15 protein-coding genes are annotated in these 14,201 nt (G+C 63.0%); 6 read left to right on the top strand and 9 right to left on the bottom strand.

Going from position 1 to position 14,201, the window contains the following annotated elements; all coding sequences use genetic code 11:
• The first annotated feature begins 60 nt into the window (after positions 1–60).
• Entirely contained in the window at positions 61–465 is a 405-nt protein-coding gene (locus ACWGXF_RS18185; RefSeq protein ID WP_012840108.1) for a winged helix-turn-helix domain-containing protein, read from the top strand.
• A 21-nt stretch (positions 466–486) separates the two neighbouring features.
• Here the strand turns inward: ACWGXF_RS18185 and trpC are convergent, their stop codons facing one another.
• From trpC to trpE, 6 genes are all read right to left on the bottom strand, one after another.
• Positions 487–1,287 (bottom strand): indole-3-glycerol phosphate synthase TrpC, encoded by an 801-nt coding sequence (gene trpC, locus ACWGXF_RS18180; RefSeq protein ID WP_012840109.1) that lies wholly within the window; start codon positions 1,285–1,287, stop codon positions 487–489.
• The gene (locus tag ACWGXF_RS18175; RefSeq protein ID WP_256628968.1) at positions 1,280–1,441 is read right to left on the bottom strand and encodes a hypothetical protein; all 162 of its coding nucleotides are present in this window, start codon (positions 1,439–1,441) and stop codon (positions 1,280–1,282) included. The genes trpC and ACWGXF_RS18175 overlap by 8 nt, the downstream gene beginning before the upstream one ends.
• Entirely contained in the window at positions 1,438–2,481 is a 1,044-nt protein-coding gene (trpD, locus tag ACWGXF_RS18170; RefSeq protein WP_123975063.1) for an anthranilate phosphoribosyltransferase, read from the bottom strand. Before trpD ends, ACWGXF_RS18175 begins: the two co-directional genes overlap by 4 nt.
• Before the next feature lie 111 nt (positions 2,482–2,592).
• A complete protein-coding gene (locus ACWGXF_RS18165) occupies positions 2,593–3,174 on the bottom strand; it encodes an anthranilate synthase component II (RefSeq protein ID WP_256628970.1) in 582 nt (193 codons plus the stop codon).
• Between the two features lie 4 nt (positions 3,175–3,178).
• Entirely contained in the window at positions 3,179–3,508 is a 330-nt protein-coding gene (locus tag ACWGXF_RS18160; RefSeq protein WP_012840113.1) for a chorismate mutase, read from the bottom strand.
• On the bottom strand, positions 3,505–5,004 hold the full coding sequence (gene trpE, locus ACWGXF_RS18155; RefSeq protein WP_012840114.1) for an anthranilate synthase component I: 1,500 nt from the start codon (positions 5,002–5,004) through the stop codon (positions 3,505–3,507). Before trpE ends, ACWGXF_RS18160 begins: the two co-directional genes overlap by 4 nt.
• A 445-nt stretch (positions 5,005–5,449) precedes the next feature.
• Here trpE and ACWGXF_RS18150 point away from each other — a divergent pair, with 445 nt between their 5' ends.
• Positions 5,450–6,055 carry a chalcone isomerase family protein gene (locus ACWGXF_RS18150; RefSeq protein WP_256628971.1) on the top strand — a complete coding sequence of 202 codons (606 nt, stop codon included), beginning with the start codon at positions 5,450–5,452 and terminating at the stop codon, positions 6,053–6,055.
• Between the two features lies 1 nt (position 6,056).
• Here the strand turns inward: ACWGXF_RS18150 and speE are convergent, their stop codons facing one another.
• The 3 genes from speE to rpe form a co-directional block, all read right to left on the bottom strand.
• On the bottom strand, positions 6,057–7,322 hold the full coding sequence (speE, locus tag ACWGXF_RS18145; protein ID WP_256628973.1) for a polyamine aminopropyltransferase: 1,266 nt from the start codon (positions 7,320–7,322) through the stop codon (positions 6,057–6,059).
• Positions 7,323–7,459: 137 nt separating this feature from the next.
• Positions 7,460–8,143: a phosphoglycolate phosphatase gene (gph, locus tag ACWGXF_RS18140; protein ID WP_012840117.1), complete on the bottom strand. Its 684-nt coding sequence runs from the start codon at positions 8,141–8,143 to the stop codon at positions 7,460–7,462.
• A gap of 195 nt (positions 8,144–8,338) precedes the next feature.
• Complete coding sequence (rpe, locus tag ACWGXF_RS18135) at positions 8,339–9,019, bottom strand: ribulose-phosphate 3-epimerase (protein ID WP_012840118.1); 681 nt, start codon at positions 9,017–9,019, stop codon at positions 8,339–8,341.
• A 31-nt stretch (positions 9,020–9,050) separates the two neighbouring features.
• Here rpe and apaG point away from each other — a divergent pair, with 31 nt between their 5' ends.
• The 4 genes from apaG to ACWGXF_RS18115 all read left to right on the top strand — a co-directional run bounded on the left by apaG (position 9,051) and on the right by ACWGXF_RS18115 (position 14,198).
• On the top strand, positions 9,051–9,458 hold the full coding sequence (gene apaG, locus ACWGXF_RS18130) for a Co2+/Mg2+ efflux protein ApaG (RefSeq protein WP_003068330.1): 408 nt from the start codon (positions 9,051–9,053) through the stop codon (positions 9,456–9,458).
• 19 nt (positions 9,459–9,477) lie between these two features.
• The gene (locus ACWGXF_RS18125; RefSeq protein ID WP_256628976.1) at positions 9,478–11,445 is read left to right on the top strand and encodes a site-specific recombinase; all 1,968 of its coding nucleotides are present in this window, start codon (positions 9,478–9,480) and stop codon (positions 11,443–11,445) included.
• A gap of 62 nt (positions 11,446–11,507) precedes the next feature.
• Positions 11,508–12,482, top strand: a complete 975-nt coding sequence (thiL, locus tag ACWGXF_RS18120) for a thiamine-phosphate kinase (RefSeq protein ID WP_256628977.1) — start codon at positions 11,508–11,510, stop codon at positions 12,480–12,482.
• A gap of 99 nt (positions 12,483–12,581) precedes the next feature.
• Positions 12,582–14,198 (top strand): mucoidy inhibitor MuiA family protein, encoded by a 1,617-nt coding sequence (locus tag ACWGXF_RS18115; RefSeq protein ID WP_452102230.1) that lies wholly within the window; start codon positions 12,582–12,584, stop codon positions 14,196–14,198.
• Positions 14,199–14,201: the final 3 nt, after the last annotated feature.

The raw sequence follows: 14,201 nt of genomic DNA, 5'->3' as shown, positions 1-14,201 counted from the left end.
CAAAGAATCGACTCCAACATAGCTGACCACTTGGCGGCTCAGGCTCACAAGGAGTTATTCATGCACACATCTTCTGCCAGTCACTCACAAGCCTCTGCCGCGCAGGCCTTCTTTTCCTGTGCCCGCCCAGCGTTCACCTTGAGTCCCCAGGGCTTCAAGTTTGCCGACTGGGAGTTGAGGCTGCGCTCGCGCAGCCTCATCAGCGCTGCCGGGCATGAGGTGGGACTGACCAAGAGCGAGTTCGCGCTGCTGCTGGCCCTGCTCAAACGTCCCAGACAAATCATGAGCCGTGAGCAGATCATGGATCTGACGCAGGCCGAAGACGATGTCTTTGACCGTGCCATCGATGTGCAGATGCTGCGCTTGCGCCGCAAGGTCGAAGCATCGAGCCGCGCGCCCACGCTGCTCAAGACCAAGCGTGGTGCCGGCTATTTTCTGGATGCCGATGTGCAGGTTCTGCGCTGAACCCGCACAGCAGCCAATCGCTCACTGAAACAACTGGGCCAGGGCCTCGCCCGGCTCGCGGGCACGCATAAAAGCCTCGCCCACCAGGAAGGCGTCAATGCCGGCGTCACGCATGGTCTTCACATCGTCGCGGCTCAGGATGCCGGACTCGGTCACCAGCAGGCGATCGGCAGGCACATCTTTCTTGAGGGCAATCGTGGTCTGAATATCGACCTCGAATGTGCGCAGATTGCGGTTGTTGATGCCCACCAGCGGCGTCTTGAGCTTGAGAGCGCGCTGCAACTCCTCGCCGTCATGCACTTCCACCAGCACATCCATGTCCAGGCTGTGCGCAATCTGCTCCATCTCCGCCATCTGCGCATCGTCCAGGCAGGCGGCGATCAAGAGCACGCAGTCGGCGCCCATCACCCGAGATTCGTAGATCTGATAGGGGTCGACCATGAAGTCCTTGCGCAGCACCGGCAGCAGCGTGCTCGCGCGGGCCTGCTTGAGATAGTCAGGCTGCCCCTGGAAGAACTGGCGATCGGTCAGCACCGACAGGCAGGCCGCACTGATCTTGCCGTCGCCCACCATATAGCTCTGGGCGATGTCGGCAGGATCGAAGTCGGGACGGATCACGCCCTTGCTGGGACTGGCCTTCTTGACTTCGGCGATCACACCGGCCTGTCCCTTGGCAATCTTGGCACGGATGGCGCCCACGAAATCGCGCGTGGAGACACGGCTTTGCGCATCGCGGCGCATCTCGGCAAACGGCACGGCCTTCTTGGCGGCAGCAACTTCCTGGACCTTGACGTCGCAGATTTTCTTGAGAATGTCAGACATGGTTTTCCTTGTTGGCGGCAGCATCTGCTGGTCCGCGCAATACCTTCATGATGACGCGGTGCATGCCTATGCCCACCACGATGAACAGCAGGGAGAGGCCCAGCACGATCCAGGTGCCGGCATCACTCCAGATGGGCGCATCCAGCAGGCTCATGCCGCTGCCTGGCCGAGCTTTTGCGAATAGGCCACCAGCTCCTGGAGCTTGGCCAGTGCCGCGCCGCTATCGATGGCCTTCTGCGCACGCTCCAGGCCCTCTTCGATCGAGCCGGCCACATTGGCGGCATAGAGGGCGGCGCCGGAGTTGAGGCAGACGATATCGCGCGCCGGGCCTTGGTCCCCCTGCAACACGCCCATCAGCATGGCCTTGGACTCCTCGGGATTCTCGACCTTGAGCGAGCGCGTACCCGCCATGCGCAGACCAAAGTCCTCGGGATGGACTTCATACTCGCGCACCACGCCGTCCTTGAGCTCGCCGACCAGCGTGCCCGCGCCCAGGCTGATTTCATCCAGACCATCACGGCCGTAGACAACCAGCGCATGCTCGGCGCCCAGGCGCTGCAGGGCACGCACCTGAATGCCGACCAGGTCTTCGTGGAACACGCCCATCAGGATATTGGGCGCGGATGCCGGGTTGGTGAGCGGACCCAGGATGTTGAAGATGGTGCGCACGCCCAGCTCCTTGCGCACGGGGGCCACGTTCTTCATGGCCGGATGATGGTTGGGCGCAAACATGAAGCCTATGCCCACATCGCGTATGCAATCGGCGATCTGCGCGGCGTTGAGGTTGATGTTGACGCCCAGCGCCTCCATGGCATCGGCGCTGCCCGACTTGCTGCTGACGCTGCGCCCGCCATGCTTGCTCACCTTGCCGCCCGCTGCCGCAATCACAAAGGTCGAGCAGGTGGAGATGTTGAAAGTGTTGGCGCCGTCGCCGCCGGTGCCGACGATATCGACCAGATTCCTCTTGTCGTGCACGTTCACCTTGTTGGAGAACTCGCGCATCACCTCGGCCGCAGCCGAGATCTCGCCAATGGTTTCCTTCTTCACGCGCAAGCCGGTGATGATGGAGGCCGTCATCACGGGCGAGAGCTCGCCGCGCATGATCATGCGCATCAGATGCAGCATTTCGTCATGGAAGATTTCACGATGCTCGATGGTTCGCTGCAGCGCTTCCTGGGGAGTGATCATTGCAATATCTCTCTATGTTTTTGAGAGCTGCTTGCGCTTATATTCACTTGATTTCCCATTGTTTTCATTTTGAAATCAAGCAGTAGCAAGCGTTAGCAGCTATCAATAAATCGACGGTTATTTCTGGTCAAGAAAGTTCTTCAGCATCGCATGGCCGTGCTCGGTCAGAATGCTCTCGGGATGGAACTGCACCCCCTCGATGGCCAGTTCGCGGTGGCGAACCCCCTGGATTTCACCATCTTCGCTGGTCGCCGTGATTTCAAGGCATTCGGGCAGCGTGTTCCGGTCTATGACCAGAGAGTGATAACGGTTGACCGTGAACTGCCTGGGCAGGTCGGCAAACACTCCCTTCTGGTCGGTGCTGATGACGCTGGTCTTGCCATGCATCTGCTGACCCGCCCGGATGATGTCGCCGCCAAAGGCCGCGCCGATGCTCTGGTGACCCAGGCAGACGCCCAGAATCGGCAGCTTGCCCGCGAAATGCTTGATCGCCGCCACCGAGATGCCCGCCTCGTTGGGCGAGCAGGGGCCGGGCGAGATCACCAGCCGCTCGATGCCGTCGCGCGCGATCAGCGCCTCGACTTCGGCCACCGTGGTTTCGTCATTGCGCACCACGGTCACCTCCGCGCCCAGCTCGCCAAAGTACTGGACGATGTTGTAGGTAAAGCTGTCGTAGTTATCGACCATCAGCAGTTTCATGGTCTTACTCCCCTGATTTCTTGGGTTCACGCAGGCGCGCAAATTCCTGGTGTTCGTAGGCGATGCAGGCTTCCATCAGCGCGCGATAGACGGTCTCCATCACATCGGGCTGGCCGCCCTCCTGCGCCGTGCGCTCACGCACGCGGCTGACGATGGCTTCGATACGCGCCTCATCGCGCACCTGGCTCGCATCGCCCTTGATTCGCGCCGCCTGCTGCATATAGCCGATGCGTGTGACCAGCAGCGGCACCAGCACATCGTCGAGCGCATTCACATTGCGGCGCACATCTTCCATGGTGGTGCAGTGCTGCACCAGATCAATGGCTTGGCTCATTCCAGACCTTCCTCAACCAGTTCTGCGGCGCGCAGCAGGGCACGGGCCTTGTGCTCGGTTTCTCTCCATTCCAGCTCGGGCACGGAGTCGGCCACCACGCCGGCAGCGGCCTGCACATAGAGCACGTTGTCCTTGATGACGCCGGTACGAATCGCAATCGCCAGATCCATGTCGCCGGCAAAGCTCAGATAGCCGCAGGCACCGCCGTAGATGCCGCGCTTGCTGGGCTCGAGCCGGTCGATGACTTCCATGGCATGCACCTTGGGAGCGCCCGTCAGCGTGCCGGCAGGGAAGGTGGCCTTGAAGACATCCATATTGTCCATGCCGTCCTGCAAGATGCCTTCCACATTGCTCACGATATGCATGACATGGCTGTAGCGTTCCACGGCAAAGGCTTCGGTCACCTTGACGCTGCCGGTCCTGGCAATGCGGCCGATATCGTTGCGCGCCAGGTCAATCAGCATCACATGCTCGGCACGCTCCTTGGGATCGGCGATCAACTCCTGCTCGGTGGCCTTGTCGGCCTCCACCGTATTGCCGCGCGGACGAGTGCCGGCCAGGGGGCGAATCGTGACCTTCTGGCCGTCGGGCGTGCGCTCCTGGCGCACCAGAATCTCCGGGCTGGCTCCCACCACATGGAAATCTCCGAAATGGTAGAAGTACATATAGGGGCTGGGATTGAGCGAGCGCAGCGCGCGGTACAGCGACAGCGGCGAGGCCGTGAAACGCTTGTGAATGCGCTGGCCCACCTGCACCTGCATGAAGTCGCCCGCCGCAATCAGCTCCTTGGCTTTTTGCACGGCGTCCAGATAGTCCTGCTTGTCGAAGCTGCGCTCTGCGGGATAGCTCTCGCCGGCACGGATCTGCGGCGCGCTGACGGAATAGCGCAGCTGGTCCTTGAGCTGGCGCAGTCGCTTCTTGGCGCGGGTATAGGCTTCGGCCTCGCCGGGGTTGGCATAGACGATGAGATAGAGCTTGCCCGAGAGGTTGTCGATGACGGCGACCTCTTCGCACTGCAGCAGCATGATGTCGGGCGTGCCCAGGCTGTCGGGCGGGCAGCTGTTCTCCAGCTTTTTCTCGATATAGCGCACGGCGTCATAGCCGAAATAGCCGGCCAGGCCGCCGCAAAAACGCGGCATGCCCGGCGTGACGGCCACCTTGAAGCGCTGCTGATAGGCCGCGATGAAGTCCAGCGGATTGCCGCCGGCTGTCTCCACCACCTTGCCATCGGTCACGACCTCGGTCCTGGCCTGGTCACCGAAGCCAGAGGCGCGCACAAAGCTGCGTGCCGGCAGGCCGATGAAGCTGTAGCGGCCGAAGCGCTCGCCGCCGACAACGGATTCCAGCAAGAAGCTGTACTTGCCGTCGCCATTGGCATGGGCCAGCTTGAGATAGAGGGAGAGCGGGGTTTCGAGGTCGGCAAAGGCCTCGATCAACAGCGGGATGCGGTTATAGCCTTGGGCCGCAAGCGATTTGAATTCCAGTTCCGTGATCACGGGAGAAGCTCCGGGAGTCATGGCGCATGGTGCATCTGCACGGCTTGATTACGGGCAGATGACGCGTTTGAAGAAAGGATGCGCCGGTTCATTCCAATTGGCCCGAAGTATGCAAAGCATGGGGCCGCGGGGTGCACGCCGGGCTCGTGCCGGGTGCTTCAGCAGTTCGGATGTGCAGGCTTACGCCAGGGCCAGGCTCCCCGGTCTCCACAACCTGCATTGAACGTGCGATGAATGAACATGATGCGGACAGTGTAGCGCATAGCGCCGCCGCGCAAACAATGACGCTCCGATGCCATGCAATGACTTCCATGCTGGGGACAGACCTGATTGCGGCAATCACGGGCAAAAACAAACATACCGTTTTCACCGGAACGCGGGCCCACGGCGCGCAAAGCGAAGCGGTCACCAGAACTGCTCGGCCGGAAATCACGAGGAGACAGCCATGCCCAGTGCCCGTTTGATGCCAGCCCTGCTGCTGGCAGCCGCTCTTGCCTGCCCGGCCGCTCAGGCACAAGGCTTGCCCTCCGAGCCCGTGAAACTTCACGGTGTCATCTATGCCCCCAGCTTGCAATCCCAGGGCAGGACGCTGGAACTCAACGGCGCAGGCACCCGCTACAAGGCCGTTTTCAAGGTCTATACCGCCGGCCTGTATCTAGAAAAACCGGCACGCAGCCTGCAGGAAATCGCCGCCCTGCCCGGCCCCAAGCGCATCAGCGTGACCATGCTGCGCGATATCGACTCGGCCGAGCTTGGCAAGCTGTTCTCGCGCGGCATGGAAGACAATATGGAGCGCGCCGCCTTCTCCAAGCTGATTCCGGGGGTGATGCGCATGAGCGAGATCTTCACCCAGCACAAAAAACTGCTTGCGGGCGAGAGCTTCATGGTGGACTGGCTGCCCGGCCAGGGCGCCCTCGTGACCGTCAAGGGCCAGCCTCAGGGCGAGGCCTTCAAGGAGCCCGAGTTCTTCAATGCCCTGCTGGGCATCTGGCTCGGGCCCAGGCCCGCCGATCAGCAGCTCAAGAAAGCGCTGCTGGGCGAGGCTGGCTGACTCACTTGAGCAGCTCGCGGTAATAGTTGGGCAGCGCAAACAGCGCGCCGTGCACCTGCTCGTTGTAGTACTGCAGATCCCGCACCCTGCGCTGCCTGAGGCGCTCGGCCACTTGCTGCGCCTTCAGCTCCAGCGGGTCCAGCTCATCGGAGGCCACGGCCAGCCCCCAGTAAGCGCCGTAAAGCGGAATATAGAGGCCGTAGCAGCGCACCACGGCAAACTGCTGACGCAGGCTGCGCACCAGCTCTGCCACCTGCGGACCGTGGAAGACAGGACTACCCAGATGCAGCACCAGCGCGCCGCCCGGCGCCAGCACGCGCTTCATGCGTGCCAGCGAGTCGGGCGCGTACAAGGCGCTGGCTGGCGTGTCGGGGTCGGTCAGATCCATCAGTGCCAAATCAAAGCGCTCATCCGTTGCCTCCATCAGTGCCAGACCATCGCCTATGCAGACTTCAACACGGGCATCATCGAGTGCGCCGCGATGCACGGCATGCAGATGCTGGCGCGAAAAATGCACCACGGCCTCGTCCAGCTCGGCCAGCACCACGCGCTCCATGCTCGGATGCTTGAGCAACTCCTCGGCGGCACCACCGTCGCCGCCGCCCAGAATCAAGGCCTTGCGCGGCGCGGGGTGGGCCATGGCGGCCGGGTGCACCAGGGCCTCGTGATAGAAGAACTCCTCGCCCTCGGAGGTCATGAAGCAATCATCGAGACGCAGCACCTTGCCGAACTGCGGCGTCTGCAGCAGCTCCAGCTTCTGGTATGGGGTCTGCAGCGTCTGCAACGACGTGGCGCGATAGCCAAAGCGTGCATGGGGCGCGAGCTGCTCCAGGGCCCAGCCGGATTCGGTCTCGGGTGCAAGGTCCACGGCATGGTCTGCCGGCTGCGCCATGCCGATGTCTCCGCGCATCAATTGCTGGCGCAGCACCTTTTTGGGCGCGAAAGCGTCGATCACCCCTTCCATCAGACGGCGGGCCTTGCCCGAGTTGTCGGCGGAAAAATTGCACACATAGACGTCGATGGTGACACTGCCCGTCTCGGGCCAGGTATGTATGGCCAGATGGGACTCCGCCAGCAGCACCGTACCCGTCACCCCGCCGGGCTGGCCTTCATAGGGCGGGAACTTCACCCAGGTGTCATCCACCAGGGTCAGCCCCGAGGCCGCAGTCTGTTCGCGGCAAAGCCCGGCGATGGCGTCGGCATCGAGCATGTAGCGCTCATGGCCTGCGCATTGGTAAAGGTCGGCAGTCAGGTGCAATCCGTGCATGTGGCGTGAGTCCTCCTTCGTTCTCTGCCGGCTGCAAGGGATGCACGAGCCGACATGGGTTCAAACAAAGCAAATGACTCTAGCAAATATGCTTATCCGCACTCTTTCTTGCCAGATATGCGGACCAAAAGACGGCATCACACCACAAGCTGCTCCAGCGAATCCAGATGGGCCCTGGCCTCGACCGCCGTGATGGGCTGGCCGTGGTTGTAGCCGTAGGTCATCAGCACCACCGGACAGCCAGCGGCATGGGCGGCCTGGGCATCGTTGCTGGAGTCCCCCACCATCAGCGTGCGTGCGGGTTCGCTGCCCAAGGCCTTGCAGGTTTCGACCAGCGGCATGGGGTCGGGCTTTTTGCGCGGGAAGGAGTCGCCACCGAACACGCAGTCGAAAAAGCCGTCCAACCCCTTGGCGGCCAGCAGGGGCTGGGCAAAGGACAAAGGCTTGTTGGTCAGGCAGGCCATGCGCAGCCCCAGGGACTGGAGTGCCTGCAGACCTTCGGCCACGCCCGGATAGACATCGGCAAACTGGCCGTTGATGGCCAGGTAATGGTGCTCATAACGCTGCCAGGCGCGGGGATACAGGGCATCGATGTCCGGCGCCTCCACATGCGCCAGCACGGAGCGGATCAGATGCTCGCTGCCCTTGCCCACCATGTTCTCGATGATCTGCGGCGCTATGGCCGGCAGTTGCAGATCGGCCAGCATGCGGTTGAGCGCTTCGGCAAAGTCGCCCAGCGTATTCACCATGGTGCCATCGAGGTCGACCATGACGGCATCCAGTTCCAGGGCGGCGGCGGGAGCAGGCAGATTCAGCTTCATACAACTATCAATTCAATAGCTGCATGCGCTTTTCAATATTGGGCTTGCAGCCAAAACACTAAAACTTTCATACCCCGACTCCAATAGCCGCGCTCTTGCATCGAGCGCAGCCGAAGCCAGGACAGCGAGCCAGACCTGGGCGGCTTCGCCGCCTCAATGCAAAGGAGCTGCGGGGCGCAGCGCCTTAAGCGGGAGTCAGGCAAGATTCTTGCGCATGGTGTCGATGACAGCCTTGTAATCCGGCTTGCCGAAGATAGCGCTGCCAGCCACAAAGGTGTCGGCACCGGCATCAGCCACGGCGCGGATATTGGCTTCCTTGATGCCGCCGTCCACTTCCAGGCGAATGTCTTTGCCAGAAGCATCGATCAACTTGCGGGCCTTTTCGATCTTGCGCAGCGTGCTATCAATAAAGCTTTGACCGCCGAAGCCGGGGTTCACGCTCATCAAGAGGATCAGGTCGATGTCTTCGATCATCCAGTCCAGCACCTCCAGCGACGCGGCGGGATTGAACACCAGACCGGCCTTGCAACCGTGGGCCTTGATGTTCTGAACGCTGCGGTGCACATGCTGCGATGCATCGGGGTGAAAGCTGATGTAGTCCGCTCCTGCCTTGGCAAAGGCCGTGGCGAGATCGTCCACGGGCTGCACCATCAGATGCACGTCAATGGGCACGGGCTTGCCATCGGGTGTGACCGAATGGGGCTTCAAAGCCTGACAGATCATGGGGCCGAAGGTCAGATTCGGCACGTAATGGTTGTCCATCACGTCAAAGTGGATCCAGTCGGCGCCGGCCGCAATGACATTACGCACTTCTTCACCCAGACGGGCGAAGTCGGCTGACAGGATGGAGGGGGCAATACGGTAGGTGGGGCTCATGGATTGCAATTGTCGCAGTTACCATTAGCTCATGCCGATGAATGAGTTTCTGGTCCAAGTCCAGCCCGCCTACCTGCCCGAGCAATCCGCTCCGGCCGCCGGCGTCTATGTGTTTTCCTACACCATTACCGTCACCAACACGGGTGAGGTGCCGGCGCAGCTGATTGCGCGGCACTGGATCATCACCAACGAGTTAGGCCATGTCGAAGAGGTCAAGGGCCTGGGCGTGGTGGGCCGACAGCCGCTGCTGCAGCCTGGTGAATCCTTTGAATACAGCAGCGGCTGCCAGCTGCGCACGCCCACGGGCACCATGCGGGGAAGCTATCTCTGCGTGAACCACGAGGGCGAGACCTTCGAGTGCGAGATTCCGCTCTTCGTATTGCAGATGAATGACTCCGGCGACCCCATGCCCATGCCCGAGAAGCGCGTTCTGCACTGAGGCAAGCACCCACATTTGCATGAAGAAAAGCACTCTTGACCTGCCCGGCCTGCTGGCGTCCCTGGACCCCGGTGCTGGCCTTGCGCAACGCCATCTGTGGCTGATCCATCTGGCCGAATGGATACGCGCAGCCGAACCCTCCGTCGAAGGCGCCGTGCAGCGCGTGAAACAGATCGTCGAGGCCTTCGAGGCCGATCCCGAAGCCCTGGCCCGGCTGCGCCGCTGGAGCCAGACGCTGATGGAGACGGTGGACATCACCGCCCTGCTGGCTGATTTCGGCTTCGCCCCGCGCACGGCCATGGCCAGCGAAGTGGCCGAGCGCCTGCGCTACAAGCTGCTGCCCAGCACGCCCGAGACCAAGGATGCCTCCGAGCTGTTCATGCTGGTCTTTCCCGACCGTTTCGACGCCCGCTGGCTGCATGCGCTGGACAGCCAGCTCATGGCCCGCATCACCACCTTGCTGACCCCGCAACAGCTCGAAGAAGGCGTGAGCTTCTGGGAGCGCAACCTGCTTGACGCCATCACCTATTGCGCGGGCCAGATTCTTTCCACGGGGTTTGCCCCAGAGCTGCGTCTGCGCATGAGCGAGCAGGCACGCGAGGAAAAGCCGTTTCATGCGCTGATCCACGATGTGGAAAACCTGCGTGTGGAGGTCATGCTGCCGCTGCGCACCACCGACAGGCGCGACGCCGCAGCCGCCCAGCTGCGCGAACGGCTCGAGGCCTGCCGCGCCGCCGTGTCCTCGGTGTACTCCTATGTCGAGGCCGAAGGCATTTCCGTCGGCCTGATCTTCCGCCTGCGCCAGGTGCGTGCGCGCATTCTGCGCATTCGCCGCCTGCTCGATTGCCTGCTGGCAGAAGACCGTGCCTACGAGACGTCCGAGCTGCTCTCCAACCTCGTGGCCGTGGGCATAGAGCGCCGAAGCGTGCGTGCGCTGATGTCCACCAACTCTTCCTTGCTGGCCGCCAAGGTGGCCGAGCGCAGTGCCGAAACCGGCGAGCACTACATCACCCGCGACGGCAGCGAATATCGCAAGATGGTCGCCAAGGCCGCGGGCGGCGGCTTTGTGATGGCCTTCACCACGCTGGCCAAGTTTGCACTGTATGCGTTGGGCCTGTCCGTCTTCTGGTCGGGGCTGGCTGCGGGCTTCAACTACGCCATCAGCTTTGTGCTGATCCAGATGCTGCACTTCACGGTGGCCACCAAGCAGCCGGCCATGACGGCGCCGGCCATGGCGGCCAAGCTCAAGGACATCCAAAGTGATGGCTCCATCCAGGAGTTCGTCGACGAAGTCGCCCATCTGGTGCGTTCCCAGGTGGCCGCCATTCTGGGCAACGTGCTCATCGTCTTCCCCGGGGCGTTGCTGCTGTCGCTGGGCTACGCCTATCTTGTCGGGCACCAGGCGCTCAGCACCCCGCATGCGCGCCAGGTGCTGGACTCGCTGAGTCTGCTGGGGCCGTCCGTGCTCTTCGCCGCCTTTACCGGCGTGCTGCTGTTTGTCAGCAGCCTGATTGCCGGTGGTGCGGAAAACTGGTTTGTGCTGCGAAATATCGATTCGGTGATTCGCTACAACCCGCGCATCACACGCTTTCTGGGCACGGGCCGCGCGGATCGCTGGGCAAGCTTCTTGCGCAAGAATGTCTCCAGCCTGGCATCCAATATCTCGCTGGGTTTCATGCTGGGCCTGGTGCCTGCATTTGCGGCCTTCTTCGGCCTGGGACTGGAAGTACGCCACGTCACCCTGTCCACGGGCCAGATCGGCGTCGCCGTGGCATCTCTGGGCTGGGAGGTGCTGCATGACGATCTGTTGTGGTGGGCCGTGGCCATGCTGCCCTTCAATGCGGCGCTGAATGTGGGGGTGAGCTTCTATCTGGCTTTCCGTGTCGCCCTGCGTGCCCACAACGTCAGCGGCGTGGATCGCTCGCGCATCTACAAGGCCATACGCCAGCGTTTCTGGCGCAGGCCGCTGAGCTTTTTCTGGCCTTGACCTTTAACCGCCGCCGACCAGCGGCCCAGCAGGCCGCAGCATCGCGAGCGGCCAGAGACCTTATGGGTGAATTCGATCTGATCCGCCGCTATTTCCAGCGCCCCGTACGTCGCGCCGCCCTGGGCGTGGGCGACGATTGCGCGCTGCTGGCCCCGGCCCCCGGCATGCAGTTGGCCATCTCCAGCGACATGCTGGTCGAGGGCCGCCATTTCTTTGCCGACGTGAACCCGCGCCTGCTGGGTCACAAGGCTCTGGCCGTCAATCTCAGCGATCTGGCCGCCAGCGGCGCCAGGCCTCTGGCGTTCACGCTGGCCCTGTCTTTGCCCCGTGCCGACGAAGACTGGATCAGCGAATTTGCAACCGGCCTGCTGGCTCTGGCCGACGCCCATGAGTGCGAGCTGATCGGCGGCGACACCACGGGCGGCCCGCTCAATATCTGCATTACCGTGTTCGGCGAAGTCCCTGCCGGCCAGGCCTTGTTGCGCAGCAGCGCCAGGGCCGGCGATGAGATCTGGGTCAGCGGCACTCTGGGCGATGCACGCCTGGCACTGGAGGCCATGCTGGGCCGTGTGCAATTGCCTGCCGAGCTGCTGCAGCAGACCCGCCAGCGGCTGGAAGCACCCACGCCGCGCGTGGCCCTGGGCCTGGCGCTGCGCGGCATTGCCAGCAGCGCGCTGGATGTCAGCGACGGCCTGCTCGGCGATCTCGGCCATATTCTGGAGCTGTCCAGCGTCGGGGCCACGGTAGACAGCCGCTGCACCACGCCCTTGATGGCCGCAGCCGCCTATCCGCACGATGCATGGCAATTCGATTCAAAGCTGCAACAGCAATGCACACTGGCAGGCGGCGATGACTACGAGCTGTGTTTTACCGCCCCCGCAGCCCGGCATGCCGATGTGCTGGCAGCAGGCGCTGCCAGCGGCACGACTGTGCATCGCATAGGCCGCATCGATGCCGAGCCGGGCCTGCGCGTGATCGACGCAAATGGAGCCCTGCTGCAAAACCGCTGGAAATCCTTCGACCACTTCGGCAGCTGAACGCCGAGCACGCGGGCAGGAGGCGGCCGGCACCTGGCAAGCGGCGTGCCAAGAGCCCTGGGTTAAGCTCAAGCCCTCACTGTCCACAAGAGCTGCCCAATGCGTTCAAGCCGTCTTCTGCCCGTATCCATGGTCTGTGTCGCAGCTGCTTTGCCCGGGCTCGCCCTTGCCGACACCAGCAGCCTCAGTGTCTCGGGCAATCGCGCGCCCATCACCGAAGTCACGCTCTATCCCGGCATCGCCGCCGTACAGCGCGAGGCCCGCATCGACGCCCAGACCCGCCTGCTCAGCTTTGAATGCCTGCCCGCCAGCGTGGATACGCAAAGCCTGCAGATCAGCGGAGACGAAGGCGTGCGCGTGGGTGAGATCAAGACCCTGATGCAGTCCAGGCAGATGGCTGCCAAGGAGTGCACCAGCCCGCTGGACCAGCAGATTCGCAGCCTTGAGGATCAGCTCGCGAACATCGAGGCCGAAGAAAGCGCAGCCAGGCTGGTGGGCGATTTTCTGCAGGGCATGAGCAAGCCCGGCGACGAAGCCAGAATCAGCCCCGCTCAGATCGCCGGCACCAGCCAGGCCCTGCGCCAGACCAGCCGCGACAACAGCCTGCGTGCTCACCAGATTCAGCGCCAGAAGCAGGATCTGCTGGCACAGCTGCAGCCCCTGCGCCAGGAGCGCGACCGCACGGGCTCCGAGCAGTCTCAGGTCATGAAAGTCAGCGTGCAGCTGGCCAGCGCACGCGCTGCCAATGTGCGCCTGAGCTATCAGGTGCGCGGCCCCAGCTGGCAGCCTAGCTACCGCGCTCAGTTGAACACCACCAAGCAGCAGGTGCAGCTGGAGCGCCAGGCCCTGGTCGTGCAGGCCAGTGGCGAGGACTGGAGCAATGTGCGCCTGCGCCTGTCCACCGGCCAACCCAGCCGCAGCACCCAGGGTGTCATGCCGCGCCCCTGGACGGTTGATATCGCCCAGCCGCTGCCGCCGGCCGCACCGGCGCCGGCCCCTGTCGCCATGATGGCGCGCGGCGGAGCCCGGGCGATGCGCGAAGAGGCCGTGGCACCGGACTTGCCGGTGCTCGATGTCTCCAGCATCAACACGGCCTACCGCACGCAATTCATCGTGCCGTACAAGATCAGCGTGCCCTCCAGCGCCGAGCGCATCACGCTGTCGCTAGGCCAGGAAAATCTCGCCACCAGCCTGCTGACCCGCACCGCGCCGGCCATGGAAGAGGCGGCCTATCTGATTGCCACGCTGCAGGCTCCGCCAGGCATCTGGCCGGCGGGCCCGGTAGCACTGTTCCGTGACGAGGCGCTGATTGGCAATGGCAGGCTGGACTTTGGCAACGCCCAGGCACTGGCGCAAGGACTGTCTTTTGGCCGCGATGACAACGTCGTGGTGCGCCGCCTGCCTGCGCAAAGTCATACCGGCAGCGGCGGCTGGGTCAGCAGCAAGACCGAGCGCAGCATCGTGCGCAACTACGCCGTCGAAAACCGTCACAACCAGCCCATCGCGCTGCAGGTGCTGGACTCGGCCCCTGTTTCGCGCAATGAGCAGATCAAGGTGCAGTCGCAATACAGCCCGCAGCCAGCCACCACCAGCTGGAATGCGCAAAACGGCATGGTTGCCTGGGAGCAGAATCTGGCCGCCCGCAGCACGGCCCAATTCCAGGCCACGCACCAGATCCGCTTTCCCGAAAACCAGCCCATCACCGGACTGCAATAAGCC

The sequence above is a fragment of the Comamonas sp. HJ-2 genome, from assembly GCF_053615495.1.
The sequence above is the reverse complement of the archived record's forward strand: the minus strand, read 5'-3'. Positions and strand labels throughout refer to the sequence as shown.

Excerpts from the sequence above, each read along its gene's own strand:
- ACWGXF_RS18115 (WP_452102230.1), top strand. The coding sequence starts at position 12,582 with ATGCGTTCAAGCCGTCTTCTGCCCGTATCCATGGTCTGTGTCGCAGCT.
- ACWGXF_RS18185 (WP_012840108.1), top strand. The coding sequence starts at position 61 with ATGCACACATCTTCTGCCAGTCACTCACAAGCCTCTGCCGCGCAGGCC.
- apaG (WP_003068330.1), top strand. The coding sequence starts at position 9,051 with ATGCCGATGAATGAGTTTCTGGTCCAAGTCCAGCCCGCCTACCTGCCC.
- gph (WP_012840117.1), bottom strand. The coding sequence starts at position 8,143 with ATGAAGCTGAATCTGCCTGCTCCCGCCGCCGCCCTGGAACTGGATGCC.
- thiL (WP_256628977.1), top strand. The coding sequence starts at position 11,508 with ATGGGTGAATTCGATCTGATCCGCCGCTATTTCCAGCGCCCCGTACGT.
- ACWGXF_RS18160 (WP_012840113.1), bottom strand. The coding sequence starts at position 3,508 with ATGAGCCAAGCCATTGATCTGGTGCAGCACTGCACCACCATGGAAGAT.
- trpC (WP_012840109.1), bottom strand. The coding sequence starts at position 1,287 with ATGTCTGACATTCTCAAGAAAATCTGCGACGTCAAGGTCCAGGAAGTT.
- ACWGXF_RS18175 (WP_256628968.1), bottom strand. The coding sequence starts at position 1,441 with ATGAGCCTGCTGGATGCGCCCATCTGGAGTGATGCCGGCACCTGGATC.
- ACWGXF_RS18150 (WP_256628971.1), top strand. The coding sequence starts at position 5,450 with ATGCCCAGTGCCCGTTTGATGCCAGCCCTGCTGCTGGCAGCCGCTCTT.
- ACWGXF_RS18125 (WP_256628976.1), top strand. The coding sequence starts at position 9,478 with ATGAAGAAAAGCACTCTTGACCTGCCCGGCCTGCTGGCGTCCCTGGAC.
- rpe (WP_012840118.1), bottom strand. The coding sequence starts at position 9,019 with ATGAGCCCCACCTACCGTATTGCCCCCTCCATCCTGTCAGCCGACTTC.
- ACWGXF_RS18165 (WP_256628970.1), bottom strand. The coding sequence starts at position 3,174 with ATGAAACTGCTGATGGTCGATAACTACGACAGCTTTACCTACAACATC.
- speE (WP_256628973.1), bottom strand. The coding sequence starts at position 7,322 with ATGCACGGATTGCACCTGACTGCCGACCTTTACCAATGCGCAGGCCAT.